This window comes from Pseudarthrobacter sp. RHLT1-30-1 (assembly GCF_059383415.1).
The window spans coordinates 1-15,387 of sequence record NZ_JBWZCG010000025.1; the positions used below are offsets into that span (position 1 = coordinate 1).

General features: G+C 67.8%; 16 protein-coding genes. 4 read left to right on the top strand and 12 right to left on the bottom strand.

Going from position 1 to position 15,387, the window contains the following annotated elements:
- Positions 1-266 precede the first annotated feature (266 nt).
- The 8 genes from AC50YM_RS16255 to coaD all read right to left on the bottom strand — a co-directional run bounded on the left by AC50YM_RS16255 (position 267) and on the right by coaD (position 6,680).
- Positions 267-1,295 (bottom strand): TolB family protein, encoded by a 1,029-nt coding sequence (locus AC50YM_RS16255; protein WP_494957992.1) that lies wholly within the window; start codon positions 1,293-1,295, stop codon positions 267-269.
- Positions 1,292-2,593 carry an MFS transporter gene (locus AC50YM_RS16260; protein ID WP_494957993.1) on the bottom strand — a complete coding sequence of 434 codons (1,302 nt, stop codon included), beginning with the start codon at positions 2,591-2,593 and terminating at the stop codon, positions 1,292-1,294. Before AC50YM_RS16260 ends, AC50YM_RS16255 begins: the two co-directional genes overlap by 4 nt.
- 4 nt (positions 2,594-2,597) lie before the next feature.
- Complete coding sequence (locus AC50YM_RS16265) at positions 2,598-3,320, bottom strand: hypothetical protein (RefSeq protein WP_494957994.1); 723 nt, start codon at positions 3,318-3,320, stop codon at positions 2,598-2,600.
- A 137-nt stretch (positions 3,321-3,457) separates the two neighbouring features.
- Positions 3,458-4,420 (bottom strand): bifunctional DNA-formamidopyrimidine glycosylase/DNA-(apurinic or apyrimidinic site) lyase, encoded by a 963-nt coding sequence (gene mutM / locus AC50YM_RS16270; protein WP_494957995.1) that lies wholly within the window; start codon positions 4,418-4,420, stop codon positions 3,458-3,460.
- Between the two features lie 9 nt (positions 4,421-4,429).
- On the bottom strand, positions 4,430-5,218 hold the full coding sequence (gene rnc / locus AC50YM_RS16275) for a ribonuclease III (protein WP_494957996.1): 789 nt from the start codon (positions 5,216-5,218) through the stop codon (positions 4,430-4,432).
- 21 nt (positions 5,219-5,239) lie between these two features.
- The gene (gene rpmF / locus AC50YM_RS16280; protein ID WP_494895862.1) at positions 5,240-5,443 is read right to left on the bottom strand and encodes a 50S ribosomal protein L32; all 204 of its coding nucleotides are present in this window, start codon (positions 5,441-5,443) and stop codon (positions 5,240-5,242) included.
- 36 nt (positions 5,444-5,479) lie between these two features.
- Positions 5,480-6,004 carry a YceD family protein gene (locus AC50YM_RS16285; RefSeq protein ID WP_494957997.1) on the bottom strand — a complete coding sequence of 175 codons (525 nt, stop codon included), beginning with the start codon at positions 6,002-6,004 and terminating at the stop codon, positions 5,480-5,482.
- A 175-nt stretch (positions 6,005-6,179) separates the two neighbouring features.
- Positions 6,180-6,680 (bottom strand): pantetheine-phosphate adenylyltransferase, encoded by a 501-nt coding sequence (coaD, locus tag AC50YM_RS16290; protein ID WP_494957998.1) that lies wholly within the window; start codon positions 6,678-6,680, stop codon positions 6,180-6,182.
- Positions 6,681-6,728: 48 nt separating this feature from the next.
- Here coaD and AC50YM_RS16295 point away from each other — a divergent pair, with 48 nt between their 5' ends.
- From AC50YM_RS16295 to AC50YM_RS16305, 3 genes are read left to right on the top strand one after another with little or no spacing between them, the layout of a single operon-like run.
- Positions 6,729-7,586 carry an SDR family NAD(P)-dependent oxidoreductase gene (locus AC50YM_RS16295; RefSeq protein WP_494957999.1) on the top strand — a complete coding sequence of 286 codons (858 nt, stop codon included), beginning with the start codon at positions 6,729-6,731 and terminating at the stop codon, positions 7,584-7,586.
- Complete coding sequence (locus AC50YM_RS16300; protein ID WP_494958000.1) at positions 7,583-8,791, top strand: aminotransferase class I/II-fold pyridoxal phosphate-dependent enzyme; 1,209 nt, start codon at positions 7,583-7,585, stop codon at positions 8,789-8,791. The genes AC50YM_RS16295 and AC50YM_RS16300 overlap by 4 nt, the downstream gene beginning before the upstream one ends.
- On the top strand, positions 8,791-9,573 hold the full coding sequence (locus AC50YM_RS16305; RefSeq protein ID WP_494958001.1) for a spermidine synthase: 783 nt from the start codon (positions 8,791-8,793) through the stop codon (positions 9,571-9,573). Before AC50YM_RS16300 ends, AC50YM_RS16305 begins: the two co-directional genes overlap by 1 nt.
- A 67-nt stretch (positions 9,574-9,640) precedes the next feature.
- On the opposite strand, the gene AC50YM_RS16310 is transcribed toward AC50YM_RS16305, so the two are convergent.
- Positions 9,641-10,132, bottom strand: coding sequence for a MarR family winged helix-turn-helix transcriptional regulator (locus AC50YM_RS16310; protein ID WP_494958002.1), 492 nt, complete (start codon positions 10,130-10,132; stop codon positions 9,641-9,643).
- Positions 10,133-10,346: 214 nt separating this feature from the next.
- On the opposite strand from AC50YM_RS16310, the gene AC50YM_RS16315 reads away from it, so the two are divergent.
- Positions 10,347-11,324, top strand: coding sequence for an ABC transporter substrate-binding protein (locus tag AC50YM_RS16315; RefSeq protein ID WP_494958003.1), 978 nt, complete (start codon positions 10,347-10,349; stop codon positions 11,322-11,324).
- Positions 11,325-11,428: 104 nt separating this feature from the next.
- Here AC50YM_RS16315 and rsmD read toward each other — a convergent pair whose 3' ends face one another.
- The 3 genes from rsmD to AC50YM_RS16330 are packed head-to-tail and all read right to left on the bottom strand — an operon-like array spanning position 11,429 to position 15,386.
- Entirely contained in the window at positions 11,429-12,010 is a 582-nt protein-coding gene (gene rsmD / locus AC50YM_RS16320) for a 16S rRNA (guanine(966)-N(2))-methyltransferase RsmD (protein ID WP_494958004.1), read from the bottom strand.
- Between the two features lie 30 nt (positions 12,011-12,040).
- Entirely contained in the window at positions 12,041-14,335 is a 2,295-nt protein-coding gene (locus AC50YM_RS16325; protein ID WP_494958005.1) for an ATP-dependent DNA helicase RecG, read from the bottom strand.
- On the bottom strand, positions 14,325-15,386 hold the full coding sequence (locus tag AC50YM_RS16330; protein ID WP_494958037.1) for a DAK2 domain-containing protein: 1,062 nt from the start codon (positions 15,384-15,386) through the stop codon (positions 14,325-14,327). The genes AC50YM_RS16325 and AC50YM_RS16330 overlap by 11 nt, the downstream gene beginning before the upstream one ends.
- Between the last annotated feature and the right edge of the window lies 1 nt (position 15,387).

Consider the following 15,387-nt stretch of genomic DNA (forward strand, 5'->3'; position numbering starts at 1 on the left):
CGCTACATCGAGAACTACAACCAGGACGCCAAACCATTCACCTGGACCAAGTCAGCGGAGTACCTCCTGGGCAAGATGAAACGCAAACAAACCATTAACACGGAGCACTAGCACAGCCGTTTCCCTTGGTTTCTTTCATCCGCTGCTCCATAACAGGATTGGTAACGGCAGTTAAGGAGCAATCGATGGGTCTCTACCGGGCTCAGGACCGGGGAAACTCCGGTCAGGATGGGTCTCTACCGGGCTCAGGACCGGGGAAACTCCGGTCAGCGCACCACCGACGGGGACCAGGCGTGCTCGATGTAGAGGGCCGGACGCGACGCCGGATCCATGCCGATCTGCCAGATGTCACTGTCGCCGGCGGCACCGTCGCGGGCGAGGCCGTAGAGCAGCGTCTGGTCGTCCAGCCACTCGATCTGGTCGTCCACGCTGCGCGTCTCGGACAGTACAGTTTCCGTCCCGGTGGCCAGGTCCAGGAGGGCCGCACGCCAGTGCGGGGACAGCGGGCCGCCGGTGTTCTTTTTGTACGCGATCCGGGTGCCATCGGGGGAGATTGACGGGCACTCCACGCCGTCGTGGATTGCCGTGAGGGTGCGCGCCGAAAGACTGCCCTGCACCAGCCAGATGCGCCCCGATGAAGCCGCCGTCGCGTAGAACGTGTCGCTTTTGCCCGGGACGAAAGTCACGCCCCAGATGTTCCGGTCCGCCGCGGTGATGCGGGTGCCGTTGACCAGCAGCGCGAAGTCTTCGAGGCTCCCGGTTCCGCCGCTACCCTGCGCCGCCGTGATGGAAGTCTCGGTCGAGAAGCTCCCGCCGCCGTACGAGTGCCCGGAGACAAACACAGTTGTTGCCACCAGGGATCCGTCCGCACTCACCCGCGTGCGGCTGGGGATGCCCGGTAGCGCCCAGGTCCTGGTCGGCTGCCATTCCCCGTTCAGCAGGACGGCTTCGAAGCTGGTCACGAGCCCGCGGTTGGTTTTCAGGCAGACGATGCCGTGCAGGGTGCCGTAGACCCTGTCGCAGGCTACCGGAGCCAGCGACCGCTCGCCGGCAGGATCTGACAGCGGAACGGTGCCGATGGTCCCGTACCCCTGGCCCGGTGCGGTGTTGCGGAACAGGACAGATCCCTGTGTCAGCACGGCGGCGCCGGATGCGACCCGCGCCGGCGATGCCGCCGTGGTGCTCTCCTGAAAGCGCTCGAACGCAGTCGCTGCGTAGGCTCCGGCGGCGGCGATGACCAGCACCGTGACCGCCAGCAGAATCCCCCAGCGCGCCCTGCTCCCGGCGGGGGTCAAGCCGGCCCCTGCTGCCGGCCGCCACGCAGGCCGCCACGCAGGATGAACCAGGACGCCACGAGGCCTGCGGCCAGGCAGCCGCCCACCACCACCATCGCAACGGCGGGGCCCAGCGCGAACCACAGGACTCCGAAACCCACCGAGGCGGCCATCCGGCTGAGCGCCACCACGGTCTGGGCGGCGCCGAGTCCGGTAGCCAGTTTGTCCGGCGGAGTCAGCTGGCTCGCCAGCGCCGCCAGCACCCCGTCTGTCGCGGCGTAGAAGGCACCCAGCAAGACCAGGCACACCGCTGTCGGTCCGAAGCCCCCGACCGGCGCCGCAGCCAGCAGGTAGCAGGCCAGCAGGGCGATGTGTCCAAGAACAAACACCCGGGCCTTGCCCCAGCGGTCCGCGAGGCGGCCCAGCGGAATGGCGAGAATCAGGAAGACCACGTTGGTGCCCACATAGAGCAGCGGAAACCACTGCACGGCAAAGGAGTCCCGGTCCTGCAGGACCAGGTAGATGAATCCGTCCCCCACCGTCAGCAGGCCCAGGATCCCGGCGGCGACCAGTAGCCGGCCCAGGCCGGGCTCCCGCAGCAGGCGCCAGCTGAATCTGGCCGCAGGCCTGGTTTTGCTGTCCGGCTCCTGGCCGCCGGAGCGGGCGGTCCTCAGGTTCGGCACCAGCAGGGCCAGTGTCGCGACACCAATGGCGGCGAAGGCCAGCGAGACCACAAAGACGGTGCCGTAGCCGTTGGGCATCAGCATAAGGATGAGAAAGGCCAGCAGCGGGCCGCTCGCGGCCCCGATGTTGTCCAGCATCCGGTGCACGCCGAAATGCCGGGCCAGGTATTCAGGCTGGGCCGCGACAGCGACCAACGCATCGCGCGGGGCCGTCCGGATGCCCTTGCCGATCCGGTCGGCCGTCACGACGGCGGTCAGTGCCCAGAATCCGCCGGCGAACAGGAGACCGATCCGGGCGACCATGGAAAGTCCGTAGCCCGCGAGGGCCACCCCTTTGGGGCGTCCGATGCGGTCGGAGGCATAACCTGCGGCGATCCGCACGATGGAACTGGCGCCCTGGTTGATTCCGTCGAGTATTCCAAACGCAACGATGGACAGGCCAAGAAACCCGGTGATGTACAGGGGCAGGATGGCGGAGACGGACTCGGACGAGACGTCGGTGAGCATACTGACGACACCCAGCGAGAGAATGACCGGGGAGAGCCGGAAGGGTCCTTTTACCGGCCTGGCCGGGCCCGCATCGACCGGTTGCAGGTCCTTTTGGCCGCCGTTGCGGTCTGAAATGGAGAGATACATGGCGCTACGGCCCGGCCGCCGCGTGCAGGTTCCCCAGGAGCATAAAGCGCGTGCCTCCCGTGCCCGTGGTGGAAGCCGTAACGGTCACCGAATCAGAGCCCCGGCTGAATCGGATGGAGCGCTGGCCCTGAGCCGCCGGGACGGGTTCGGACCAGAAACCCAGGCCGCCAAGGACCTGCTGGAAGTGTCCCGCAACCGAGTCCTGGCTCAGGCCGACGATGGCGTCGGCGGCCACCTGCAGGGTGTCTTCCGCCGCGGAGACCGACGTCGAGACCACCACCGTTCCCTCCGGAAATGAGACGACGTCAACCGGGAAGCCGTCCACGATTTTGCCCTGGGCCGATGCCGTCGCCGGCAACGGCGGGCTGATCAGCGGCGCCGGCGGCGACGGCATCGGCAACCCCGAAGGGGTCGCGCTGACCGGGGGAAGGACCTCACCGCCCACAGGTGCCGGACCTGAGCCTGCATCGGACCCGGCGCCGGGCGTGGCCGCGGCCTCGCCCGATTCCGTTGCGGCGGCCGCGCCCTCGCCCGCTTCCGGGCGTGCCGCCGCGTCCACCGGCTCTGGCCCCGCGGTGGGACCTGCCGACGGCGGACTGCTGCCGGTGACCGGCGCGGCACGCGTCACCGATTGCACTCCTGCCGTCATCTGGTCCAGCACGACGGCGGTGCCGCCAAGGAGCACCGCGATGCCGACCCCCGCGATGACGAGCCGCCTCGCTCTCACCGGCGGATCTCCGGCCGGCTCATAACATCCCTAAAGTCCCCTGCTGCTATTTCCCTTGCACCCATCGCCACAGTCTTTCAGCGGGATGTGCGGTTCGTAAGAGTAGTGCTACTTGTTTTTGCCGCCGGCCGCGGCCGCTACCAGCGGCCGTTGCGTGGCCGGGGCTGGCAGACCGGGCAGGAATACGAGGAGCGGTTCATGAACTGCTCCCGCTTCATCCTGCTGGCCAAACCGGCGGCGGCGCAGCGTTTGCACTCCTGGCCTTCGCGGCCATAGGCGTTGAGGGAGCGGTCGAAGTAGCCGGAAGCCCCGTTGACGTTGACATAGAGCGAGTCGAAGCTGGTGCCGCCGGCGGCCAGGGCATCGGTCATGACTTCGCGGGCGGCGTCGAGCACCCGTTCGGCTTCGGCCCGCCGGAGCGTGTCGGTGGGCCGGGCGAAGTGCAGCCGCGCCCGCCAGAGAGCCTCGTCCGCGTAGATGTTGCCGATCCCCGAGACGAGCCCCTGGTCCAGCAGGGCGCGCTTGAGGCCGGTTTTGCGCGCGCTGAGACGGCGGTAGAACTCATCGAAGGAGAAGTAGGGGTCCAGCGGGTCCCGGGCGATGTGGGCCGCTTCTTCGGCGATCAGCGGCAAGGGTGTTTCGGCGAGCCCGCCGGGACCGCCGTCGGCCGTGGGGATCAGCGAGGTGAGGAAGAGTCCGCCGAAGATCCGCTGGTCCACGAACCGGAGCTGGTCCGGCATGCCGTCGGCGGGGCTGAGGCGCAGGCGCACTTTCAGGTGCTTCTCGTCCGGCACGGAGGAGTCCTGCATCAGCAACTGCCCGGACATGCCCAGATGCGCCATCAGGGCCACGGACGGCGCCGGGGTTTCCCCGGAGCTGCTGTCCCCGGGGGTGTCGGCCAGGGGCAGCCAAAGGAATTTCCCGCGCCGGACCACGTCCAGGACGCGGGCGCCTTCAAGGTTGCCGGCGAAGTCCTCCGGGCCGAGCGCATGCCGCCGGACCGAGCGCGGATCCACCACGTCGACGGCGGTGATGCTCCGGCCCCGCACCCAGCTCACCAGGCCGCGGCGGACAACTTCAACCTCGGGCAGTTCCGGCACAGGACGGGCCTAGGTGCCGTTCGGGGACTGCAACGTGCCGGGCCCCGCGGCGTCGCCGGGGGCTACGGCGTCGCCGGGGGCTACGCCGTCGCCGGGCGCCGGATCCGGCGCACCCGCCGACGGAGCAGAGAGCCGGCGCCAGGCGTCCGCGGCAGCTTCCTGCTCGGCTTCCTTCTTGGAGTTGCCCGAACCGGTGCCGTAGTCGGTGCCGCCGATCCGCAGGATGGCTTCGAACGTCCGCGCGTGGTCCGGGCCGGAACCGTCCACCAGGTAGTTGATCGTCCCGAGCTGCCGGCTGGCTGCGAGCTCCTGGATGCTGGTCTTCCAGTCGGTGCCGGCACCGAGCGCGGCGGCGTCCTTGAGCAGCGGCCCGATCAGGCGCATGACAAGCTGGCGCGCCGTCTCGATGTCATTGGAGATATACGTGGCGCCGATCAGTGCTTCCATGGTGTCCGCGAGGATGGATGCCTTGTTCTTGCCCTCGGTGAGCTTTTCGCCCTGTCCGAGGTAGATGTACTCACCCAGACCGATGCTGCGGCCGATGCCCGCGAGTGCCCGGGTGCTGACGACGGCGGAACGGCGCTTGGCCAGGTCCCCTTCGGGCAGGGTGGGGTTGTCACGGTACAGCGCGTCGGTGACCGAGAACCCCAGAATGGAGTCGCCCAGGAATTCGAGCCGCTCGTTGGTGGGGATGCCGCCGTTTTCGTAGGCGTAGGAACGGTGTGTGAGCGCAAGACGAAGCGTCCCGGCGTCAATAGTGACACCGAGACGCTTCAAAAGCTCTTCAGTTGAAGACATCTTATTCAGCCAGTTGGCGGATTAGACGTCTGCGACCTTGCGGCCCTTGTATTCAAGGAACAGCGCGGTGCCAGCCGAGTCGGTAACGACTTTTGCCTGGTGCGGCAGGCTGTACGTGACCTGGCCGTTCTCGACAGTCTTCACCAGGTTGGCAGGGGTTGCCTTCCACTGGGAGCGGCGGGCGCGGGTATTCGAGCGAGACATTTTCCGCTTCGGGACAGCCACGGCTAACTCATTTCTCTCTAGTCCAACACTTACAAATCAGTTTTGCCGGTCAGGCTTAGCCAAGTCGGCTAGGGCAGCCCAGCGAGGATCTACCACCTCGTGGTGATGCCCCGGCTCGTCTTCCAGGCGAACTCCACATTCGGAGCAAAGGCCCTGGCAGTCTTCCCGGCACACCGGCTGGAACGGCAGCATGGTTACAACTGCGTCCCGCAACACCGGTTCAAGATCGATCAGATCGTGCTCGATTCGACGTTGCTCTTCTTCGTCTTCCTCATCGGAGAACACGGCGTCCTCGTAGAAGAAAAGTTCCTGCACATCGACCTCGAGGTCATACGCAAGGGGATCCAGGCATCGGCCGCATTCGCCAGTAACTTTGGCAATAACGGTTCCTGATACCAGAATTCCTTCGTGTACGGCCTCCAGCCGCAGGTCCAGCTCGACATCCGAGCCTTCCTGCACGCCAATGAGTGCCACACCGAGATCACCCGGTGCGGGTACATGTTCTGACAGCGTCCGCATGCTTCCCGGACTGCGTCCGAGGTCCTTGACGTCGAACGCCAAGGGCGAACTAGCATCTCGTTTAATGAGAACTCCTGTAGAACATATGACCGACGTACTATCTTAGCCTGATCGGCCGGGCGGACTCAAACCGGGGGCAACGCCGCGGTTCACACCGCAAGCCGCCTCGGGTTCGGGCCGCGCAACCGGGGGGCAGGCCGCCGAGTACCGATCAAGCTTACCCTCTGTGTGGCGGTTCCTGGACCGGTCCGGGCGGCTGCAGCCGTTTCAGCACCGATCGGGGAACGAAGTCGGACACATTGCCGCCCAGCGTGAACACTTCCTTGATCAGGGTGGAGGACAGGTGGAGGTAGTGGCTTTCGGCGGGCAGGAAGACCGTCTCGACGCCGGTCAGTTGGCGGTTCATCGTTGCCATCGGCAGTTCGTAGTCGAAGTCCGAGGAGGAGCGCAGGCCCTTGACGATGGCCGAGACCCCGCGCTGCCGGCAGTACTCGGCGAGGAGGCCCTCCCCGACCGGTTCCACCACGATGCCGCGCAGCGAGGCCAGGGTTTCCTTGGCCATGTCGATGCGTTCCTCGAGCGTGAAACGGTATTTCTTGGCGTAATTCGTCGAGACGCCGACAATGACCTCGTCGAAGAGGCCTGCGGCCCGGGCAATGACTTCCAGGTGGCCATTGTGGATCGGGTCAAAGGAGCCAGGGCATACGGCGCGTCTCATGCACCGAACCTACCGTATGGCTGCGGCGGGCCGGGATAACATGACTGAATGTCAGCATCGAGCATTCCCTTCACCGTGTCCCGAGGCGTGGTTCTCGTGACGGGAGCCGCCATGGGCATGGGCCGTCTTTACGCCCTGCGAGCGGCCCGCGAGGGCGCCGGCGTCGTGATTCTCTGGGACGTCGACGCCGAAGGCCTGGCGAAGACCGCCGCCGAGGTGACCGCCCTCGGCGCGCGCGCCGTCGTCCGCCAGGTGGACCTTGCCGACCGCGCGGCGATCGCCGACGCCGCTTCGGAGTGCCGGGCGGAAGGGCCGCTGACGCTGCTGGTCAACAACGCCGGGATCGTCCGCGGCGCACTGTTCTGGGACCACAGCCCGGAGCGGGACATCGCCCTGACCATGGACATCAACGCAATGGCTCCCATGTACGTCACGCACGCGTTCCTGCCGGACATGATGGGCGACGCCGGCCGGTCCCGCCGGATCCTCAACATCGCCTCCGCCGCCGGCACCGTGTCCAACCCGAGGATGAGCGTGTATGCGGCGTCCAAATGGGCAGTGATCGGCTGGAGCGACTCGCTTCGGCTGGAACTTGAACAGCAGGGCTACCGCCACCTCGCGGTGACGACCTTCTGCCCCAGCTACATCTCCACCGGAATGTTCGACGGCGCCCGCGGCCCGCTGCTGACGCCGCTGATGACGCCGGAGGACGCCGTGGACCGGGCGTGGCGGGCCACCACCGCCGGGCGGCCGCAACTGATCGCCCCTGCGACCGCACAGCTGGGCAAGGTACTGCGCGGGCTGCTGCCGGTCCGGGCCTGGGACTTCGTGGGCGGGAAAGTCTTCGGGATCTATTCGACGATGGACAAATTCACCGGGCACGGCGAAAAAGCGGGCAGCCGATGACCGCCCCGACGCCGTTCCCGTGGCAGCGGGCCGCGACCGGAGCCAACCTGCTCTCCCCCGGTGGCACCCTGGGCGTGACGATCTTCGAGGAAATGACCACGCTGGCGCTGCAGACGGGCGCCATCAACCTCGGACAGGGCTTCCCGGACGAGGACGGCCCGGTGGAGATCAAGGCTGCCGCGCAGGCTGCCATCGCCGCCGGCGCCAACCAGTACGCCCCCGGGAAGGGCATCCTGGAGCTGCGGGAGGCGATCTCGCTCCACCAGGAGCGTTTCTACGGCCTCGCGCCGGACCCGCAGACCGAGGTCATCGTCACGACGGGCGCCACCGAGGCCATCGCCGCCTCGCTCCTCGCGCTCGTGGGACCGGGGGATGAGGTCCTCACCTTCGAGCCGTTCTATGACTCCTACGGCGCGATCATTGGCCTGTCCGGCGCCCGCCACGTCACCGCCCCGCTGCTGGCGCCCGACTTTATGCCCGATCTAACCGCCCTCGACGCGGCGTTCAGCAGCCGCACCAAGGTGGTGCTGGTCAACAACCCGCACAACCCCACCGGTGCGGTGTTCCCCCGCGAGGTGCTCGAACGCGTCGTCGAGCTCGCCATCCGGCACGACGCCGTCATCATCACCGACGAGGTCTACGAACACCTCACCTTCGGTGCCCGGCACATTCCGGTGGCTACCCTCCCGGGCGCCGCGGAACGCACCCTGACCATCTCCTCCGCCGGGAAGACCTTCTCCTTCACGGGCTGGAAAATCGGCTGGCTCAGCGGGCCGGAACACCTGGTCGCCGCCGCCCGCACCGTCAAGCAGTTCCTGAGCTACAGCTCCGGCACCCCGTTCCAGAGCGCCATCGCGGCCGGGCTGGGCCTCCCGGACGAGTTCTACACCGGCATCGCCGATACCCTCCGGCTCAAACGGGACATCCTCAGCGAAGGCCTCCGCGCTGCGGGGCTGGACGTCTACACCCCGCAGGGGACGTACTTCGTGAACGTGGACACCGCGCCGCTCGGCATCACCGACGCCGTCGACCTCGCCCGCCGGCTGCCCGCGCTCGTGGGCGTCGCGGCAATTCCGGTGCCGGTCTTCTGCCACCCGGAAGGTGCCGAACGCACCCGCAGCCTGCTGCGCTTCGCCTTCTGCAAACGGATCGATGTGCTGCAGGAAGCCGCCGAACGGCTCGCGACGCTCCGCGAGGTCCTCTGATGGCGGGCACCCCCGCGGCCGCGCGCTTCCTGCGCACCACCGGCCAGCACGCCACCATCGAACCCGATGCCTTCACCGAGGGCGGCTTTGTGCTCAGCATCGGCGGGGCGGAACAGTCGCACGTCAACCTGGCGGACCCCTCGGACATTTTTTACGAGTACCTGCGCAGGATCGGCCACGTCGCGGATCTCGCGGCACCGTGGGGCGAACCTGTCACGGCCCTCCACCTCGGCGCCGGGGCGTTGACCCTCGCACGCTATATCCAGGCCACCCGGCCAGGTTCCGTGCAGTACGCGGTCGAGCTGGAGCGGGAACTGCTGGATTTCGTGCTGGAGCAGCTCCCGCTGCCGGCCGGCACGGAGCTGCACACGCTGATCGGCGACGCCCGGGAGGCCCTCGCGGGGCTGCCGCCGGAGCTGCGCTTCGACGTCGTGATCCTGGACATCTTCTCCGGACCGGAGGCGCCGGAACACATCGCCTGCACGGAGTTCTACCTCGAGGCGGCGGCGAAACTGAGCCCGCGCGGGGTCCTGGTTGTCAACGTGGGCGACGAGCCGGGACTCACCCTGGTCCGCAGCCAGGTTGCCGCGCTGCGCCGGGCAATGGCCGACGTCGCCGCCTTTGCCGAGACCGGCATGTTCAGCGGCCGCTATCCGGGCAACATCATCCTGACCGGGACGCAGGGCCCCTGGCCGGAGGCGTGGACGGCGGCGTTGACCGCCCGCGGGCCGCACCCCGCAAAGGTGCTGTCCGGCGTCGCGCTGGACGTGCTCTCGGCCTAGTACCGCGGCCCAGGGCCTTCGGCTGCCGGATCAAGCGCGTTCCAGTCGCGTTGGCGGAAGAGGGAACTCAGCCGAACGCGATCTTCCGCAACAGGACGCGGAGCTGATCCCGTTCGGGACCGTCGAGCGGTGCCAGGGACGTATTTTCGGCCGTCCGGACTGCTGCCGCGGCACGCTGATACAGCTCCAGGCCGGCTGCCGTCGGACGGATGACCTTGGACCGCCGGTCGCGGGAATCGGCCGCGCGAAACACGAGCCCGCGCTGTTCCAGCATGTCAACCAGGGAGACAATCTGGCTGGGATCCAAGCGCAGAAAATCTGCGAGCTCGCGCTGCGATGGCTCCGAGCCGCTGCACGCCGTCGCCAGGACCGAGTAGGAACGCACCCGCAGATCCAGCGGGGCCAGCATGGCGTTGGCCTGGCCGCTGCCCAGAGATCGCGCCCGCGCTGCCAGGAACTCTATTTCGTTCACCAGATCGCCGGTGAGAAGGCGGTCGGGGACGGCAGGAGCCGATGCGCTTTCCCGAGCGTCATCGTCATGCTGGGTTGATGCGGCCACGGGCCCTCGCAGCTTCCGGTTGGCGCCTGAAAACGCTTGACCGCCCCAACGATACCGCCGGCACCTGCCTTCCTGAAAAATCGTTGAGAAAATAATCATTGACATCGTCAATTATATAGGTTGTCATTTAGATAACTTCGGTGCTGTCCGACAAGGCGTTGTCCGCCAAAGTGCCCCGATCGTCTAGTAACTCACCCCAAGGAAGTGGACTGTTATGAACAGACTGAAATTTGCCGTCGTCGGCGTTGCCGCGGCGTTGCTGCTGACCGGCTGCGGCAGCGGGTCGCCGTCCGGGTCCACCCCGAACGCGTCGGCCGCAAGCGGTGATGGTGTCCGCAACATCAGCGTAGGTGTGATCCCGATTGCGCCGTCCGCTGCCGTGCAGCTGGGCATCGACGAGGGGATCTTTGCGAAGCACAAGCTGAAGGTCGAGTTGCAGAGCGGACAGGGCGGCGCGGCGATGCTTCCCGCCGTCTCGACTGGAACCATGAACTTCTCCGTGGGAAACCCGCTGTCCGTGCTTCTGGCCAAGAACAAGGGCCTGGACATGAAGATTGTCTCCGGATACTCAAACTCCCTACCCACCGGCCAGGACATCAATGGCGTCGTCGCCAAGGCCGGCTCCGGCATTGCCTCGGCCAAGGACCTTGTTGGCAGGAAGGTCGCGGTCAACACCATCAATGCGCAGGGTGACCTGACGATAAAGGAAGTTGTGTCACAAGAGGGCGGCGATCCCGGTGCGGTCCAGTTCCTCGAACTGCCGTTCCAGGACATGGGGGCCCAGTTGGCCCAGGGAAACGTGGATGCTGTCTGGGTTCCCGAACCGTTCCTCTCGAAGCTGTTGGCGGAAGGCAACAAGCTGGTGACGTACAACAACCAGGCGGCGCTGCCGGGCCTGCCCACCATGGTCACGTTCACAAGCGGCAACTATGCCCAGCAGAATCCTCACGTGGTTGCTGACTTCAAGGCAGCCATGACGGAGACCCTGGCCCTGGCGCAGAGCAACCCCGACAAGGTCCGGGCATTGCTGCCCGTGTTCATGAAGATGCCGGAGGCCGTGGCCAAGGACCTGCGGCTGGAGGCCTTCAACGGCCAGCTGGATGAACCCACCCTGGGCAAACTTGGCGAGCTGATGGCCAAGTACGGAATTGTGCCCTCAATGCCGGACGTTTCGGGGACGGTTCTGAAATAGCGGCCGCCGGGTGAGCGGACGAGGACGACGGCGGGGGCCCCGCCGTCGTCCTCATCGGACGCAGCCTGACGGGAACCACCCGCCGGAGGGTAAGGCGGAAAGGCCTAGTCGGCGGCCTTCACAGCAGGTTCGGCGAACCAGAGCTTCGTCTCTCCGTACTTGCGTTCCGCGAACCGCTCCATCCCGACGGGCCAGGCCGGCTCGGGGGTCCGGGAGGACCGCTCCGCGACGACGACGGCGCCTTCGGCCAGGTGCGGGAGAAGCTTGGCCAGCACCCCGGCCAGGGCCGGCTCGTCCAGCGGGTAGGGCGGGTCCAGGAAGACAAGGTCCCAGCGGACCGATTCCTGGGTCCGCTCAAGGAACGATTCGACCTTGGAGCGGTGCACGGTGACGACCTTGCGCCCGGCGACGGTGTTGACCAGGTCCGCGTTTCGCTGGCAGACCTCGCTGGCCTTGCCGTCGAACTCCACCAGGTCCACGCTCTGCGCGCCGCGGCTGGCACTTTCCACGCCAAGCGAACCGGAGCCGGCGTAGAGGTCCAGCACGCGGGCGTCCGCGATCACCTCGAACGCGTCCAGCCGGGAGAAAAGCGCTTCCTTGACCCGGTCGGTGGTGGGCCGGGTCAGCGACCCGGGGACGCTGGCCAGCGTGGTTCCGCCCGCGGCTCCGGAAATGATGCGGCTCATGGCCGGGCCGACCGGGATGGATGGATCGTGTTAGCCGCGTTCAAGGAACGCCTCCTTTTCCGGATTGAGATATGCGTCGATCGCCGCGGCGAGGACGGGGTGCGCGCCCAGCGACGGGTCGCCGCCGACAATCCGCCAGGCGTCCTGCCGGGCGCGGGCGATCACGTCCTCGTGTTCCAGGACCCGCAACAGCTTCAGCGTGGACCGGCCGCCGGACTGGGAGGCGCCCAGGATGTCACCTTCACGGCGCAGCTTGAGATCCTCCTGGGAGAGCGCGAAGCCGTCGGTGGTGGCCGCGACCGCGTCGAGCCGGCGCCGGCTCGGGTGGCCGGGTTCCAGCGTGGTGACGAGCAGGCAGGTGCCCGGCAACCCGCCGCGTCCCACCCGGCCGCGGAGCTGGTGGAGCTGCGAGATGCCGAAGCGGTCCGCGTCCAGGATCACCATCAGGGTGGCGTTGTGGACGTCCACGCCCACCTCGATCACGGTGGTGGAGACCAGGAGCTTGGTCTGATTGGCGGTAAAGGAGGCCATGGTGTCGGACTTCAGCACCGGGTCCAGCCGGCCGTGCAGCGCTGCCACCCTCACCCCGGCCAGGGCCGGTTCGTCCCGGAGCTGGTCCACGACGGCGGTGACGGACGCCAGCTCGCGTGCCGCGCTGTCGCCCTCGAGGTCCGCGGCGGTTGGTTCAGCCTCGCCGGGGCTGAAGTCGCCGTCGTCGTCCGAGCCGATCTTGGGACAGACGATGTAGACCTGGTGCCCGGCGTCGATCTCCTCCCGGGAACGGGTCCAGATCCGCGAGGCCCACGCCGGATGCTCCGCGAGTCCGACGACGTGGGTGGTGATCGGCGCGCGGCCGGCCGGAAGTTCGTCGAGGATAGAGGTTTCGAGGTCGCCGAAGACGGTCATGGCCACGGTCCTGGGGATGGGAGTGGCCGTCATGACCAGCAGATGCGGAGGTTTGTTGGCCTTGGACCGGAGCAGGTCCCGCTGTTCGACGCCGAAGCGGTGCTGCTCGTCCACCACGATCAGGCCCAGGTCGTAGAAGGAGACGTTGTCGCTGAGCAGGGCATGCGTGCCGATGACGATTCCGGCGGTTCCGGAGGCGGCGTCCAGCATGGCCTGCTTCCGGGCCGCGGTGGGCATGGAGCCGGTCAGCAGCGTGACCTGGACGGAGTCCGGGCCGACACCGCCCAGCAGCCCGTCCCGGGACAGCGGCCCGAGCGTGCGGCGGATCGACTCGAAGTGCTGCGCGGCGAGGACCTCGGTGGGGGCCAGCAGGGCCGCCTGTCCCCCGGCGTCAACCACCTGCAGCATGGCGCGCAGGGCCACGATGGTTTTTCCGGAGCCAACTTCGCCTTGGAGCAGGCGGTTCATCGGCGAGTCCTGGGCGAGTTCCCCGGCCAGGGTCTTCCCGACGGCGGCCTGGCCGGCGGTCAGGGTGAACGGCAGCTGCCGGTCGAAGGCGGTCAGCAGCCCCTCGGCGGCGGGCCGGCGGGCAGTGGCCTCCTCCGCCGCGAGCTGGGCCCGGCGCCGGGCGAGGGCGGACTGCAGCACCAGGGCTTCCTGGTAACGGAAGCGGTCCCGGGCCAGCTGCCAGTCGGCGGCGCTCAGCGGGGCATGGATCATCCGGTAGGCGTCAGCGACCGGCAGGAACTTCTCCCGGGCGGTGACGTCCGCCGGCAACGGATCGGGCACAGCGTCCAGGTCCGCGGTCTTCAGCAGCGCCGCCATGACCCTTTCGATCGCCTGGCTGGTGAGCTTCGCGGTGGCCGGGTACACCGGGATGGGCATCGCTGCGCGTGTCTCCGGATCCATCCCGGGGCTGTCCGGATCGTCGTCGAGCAGCCGGTACTCGGGGTTGGTCATCGAAAGGGCGCCCTGGTAGCGGGTGACCTTTCCGGAGAAAATGGCCCGCTGGCCAGGCTGCAATTCGGTCCTGGCCCGGAAGCCGTTGAAGAAGCTCACTTTCAAGGTGCCCGGGGCAGCGGCATCGTCGGTGATCACGACGTCGGTCAGCGATCCACGGCGGGCCCGCATGGACCGGGTGCTGCTGGAGACCACGCGGGCGATGAGGGTGATTTCCTCGTCAAGCGGAACCTCGCCGATGGGCGTGAGTTCACCGGGGTTGAAATAGCGCCTGGGGAAATGGTTCAGCAGGCCGCCGACGGTGGTGATGCCGAGGTGTTTTTCGATCGGTGTGGCGGAACGCTTGCCGATCCGACGTTCCAGGCTTAGCCCCAGTTCGCCGCCGGCTTCTGCGCTGCCCGGTTTAGCGTTGCCGGCTTCAGCGCTGCCCGGTTTAGCGTTGCCGGCTTTAGCGTTCATGTCCGTTGCGGGCCTGTCCTGCGGGTCCGGGCGTGCCGGCGTCGACGGGTTCGGCGTCCGGTACCGCCAGCTCGGTGATGCTGATGTCCGAGGGTTCGCCCAGGGAGCGGATCAGGGCCACGGCGGGATCGGCGGACGGCACGTGGGCGTGAACCCGCCACCGGTAGGCGCCGGTCCCGTCCGCGGCGCCGCCGACCTGGCTCATGATGACGGAGTCGCCCATTGCGTCCAGACGCTGGCGCAGCATCGCGGCGTCGAGCGGGGACAGCGTGATGGTGCACATGACTTCCACGCCCTCGTCCCGTGGCATGCCGGCGTGGATGTGGGGGGCCTGGACGTCGTAGCCGTGCAGCCCGTCCAGCAGCTGGTCCTGGAGTTCCTCGCCGAGAACGGCGGAACGGAGGCAGTCCAGGATCAGCAGCATCCCGACGCCGCCGGCATCCACCACGTGGGCGGCATGCAGGGCCTCCAGCTGGTCCTCGGTGCGGACAACTGCCGCGACGGCGGCGTCCACGGCGGCGTCGAGGGCCAGTCCGAGCGTCTGGTTGCTGTCGTCGCCGTCGTGCGCGGAGTCCACGGCCGCCGCGGCGCGGGCGGCTGCTTCCATCACGGACAGCATGGTGCCGGGAACCGGGTCGCTCAACGCGGACCAGGCCCGGAGTTGGGCCCGGTTCAATGCGGCGGCCAGCAGCGGCGCGCTCAGCCGGTGGTGGCCGGCGAGGGGCTCGGCGGCGGCGCAGAGGAAGACGGCGAAGAGGGTGCCGGAGTTGCCGCGGGCTTTTTCCAGCGCTGCCAGGCCGGCCCGGGCAAGGATGGCGCCGACGTCGTTCCGGGCCGGGTCCGGCGGACCGACTGTGCGGGGTGGCGGGTCAGCGCCGACCAGGGGAATCGCGGCAGTGTCCAGGCAGTGCAGGGCCTGGGCGGCGGCGCGCACCGTCAGGTACAGGTTGGTGCCGGTATCGCCGTCCGCGACGGGGAAGATGTTGATGGCGTTCAGGCGGTCGCTGTGGTTACCAAGGGTTGTTTCTGCCTTGCTCAACCACCGCTTCATC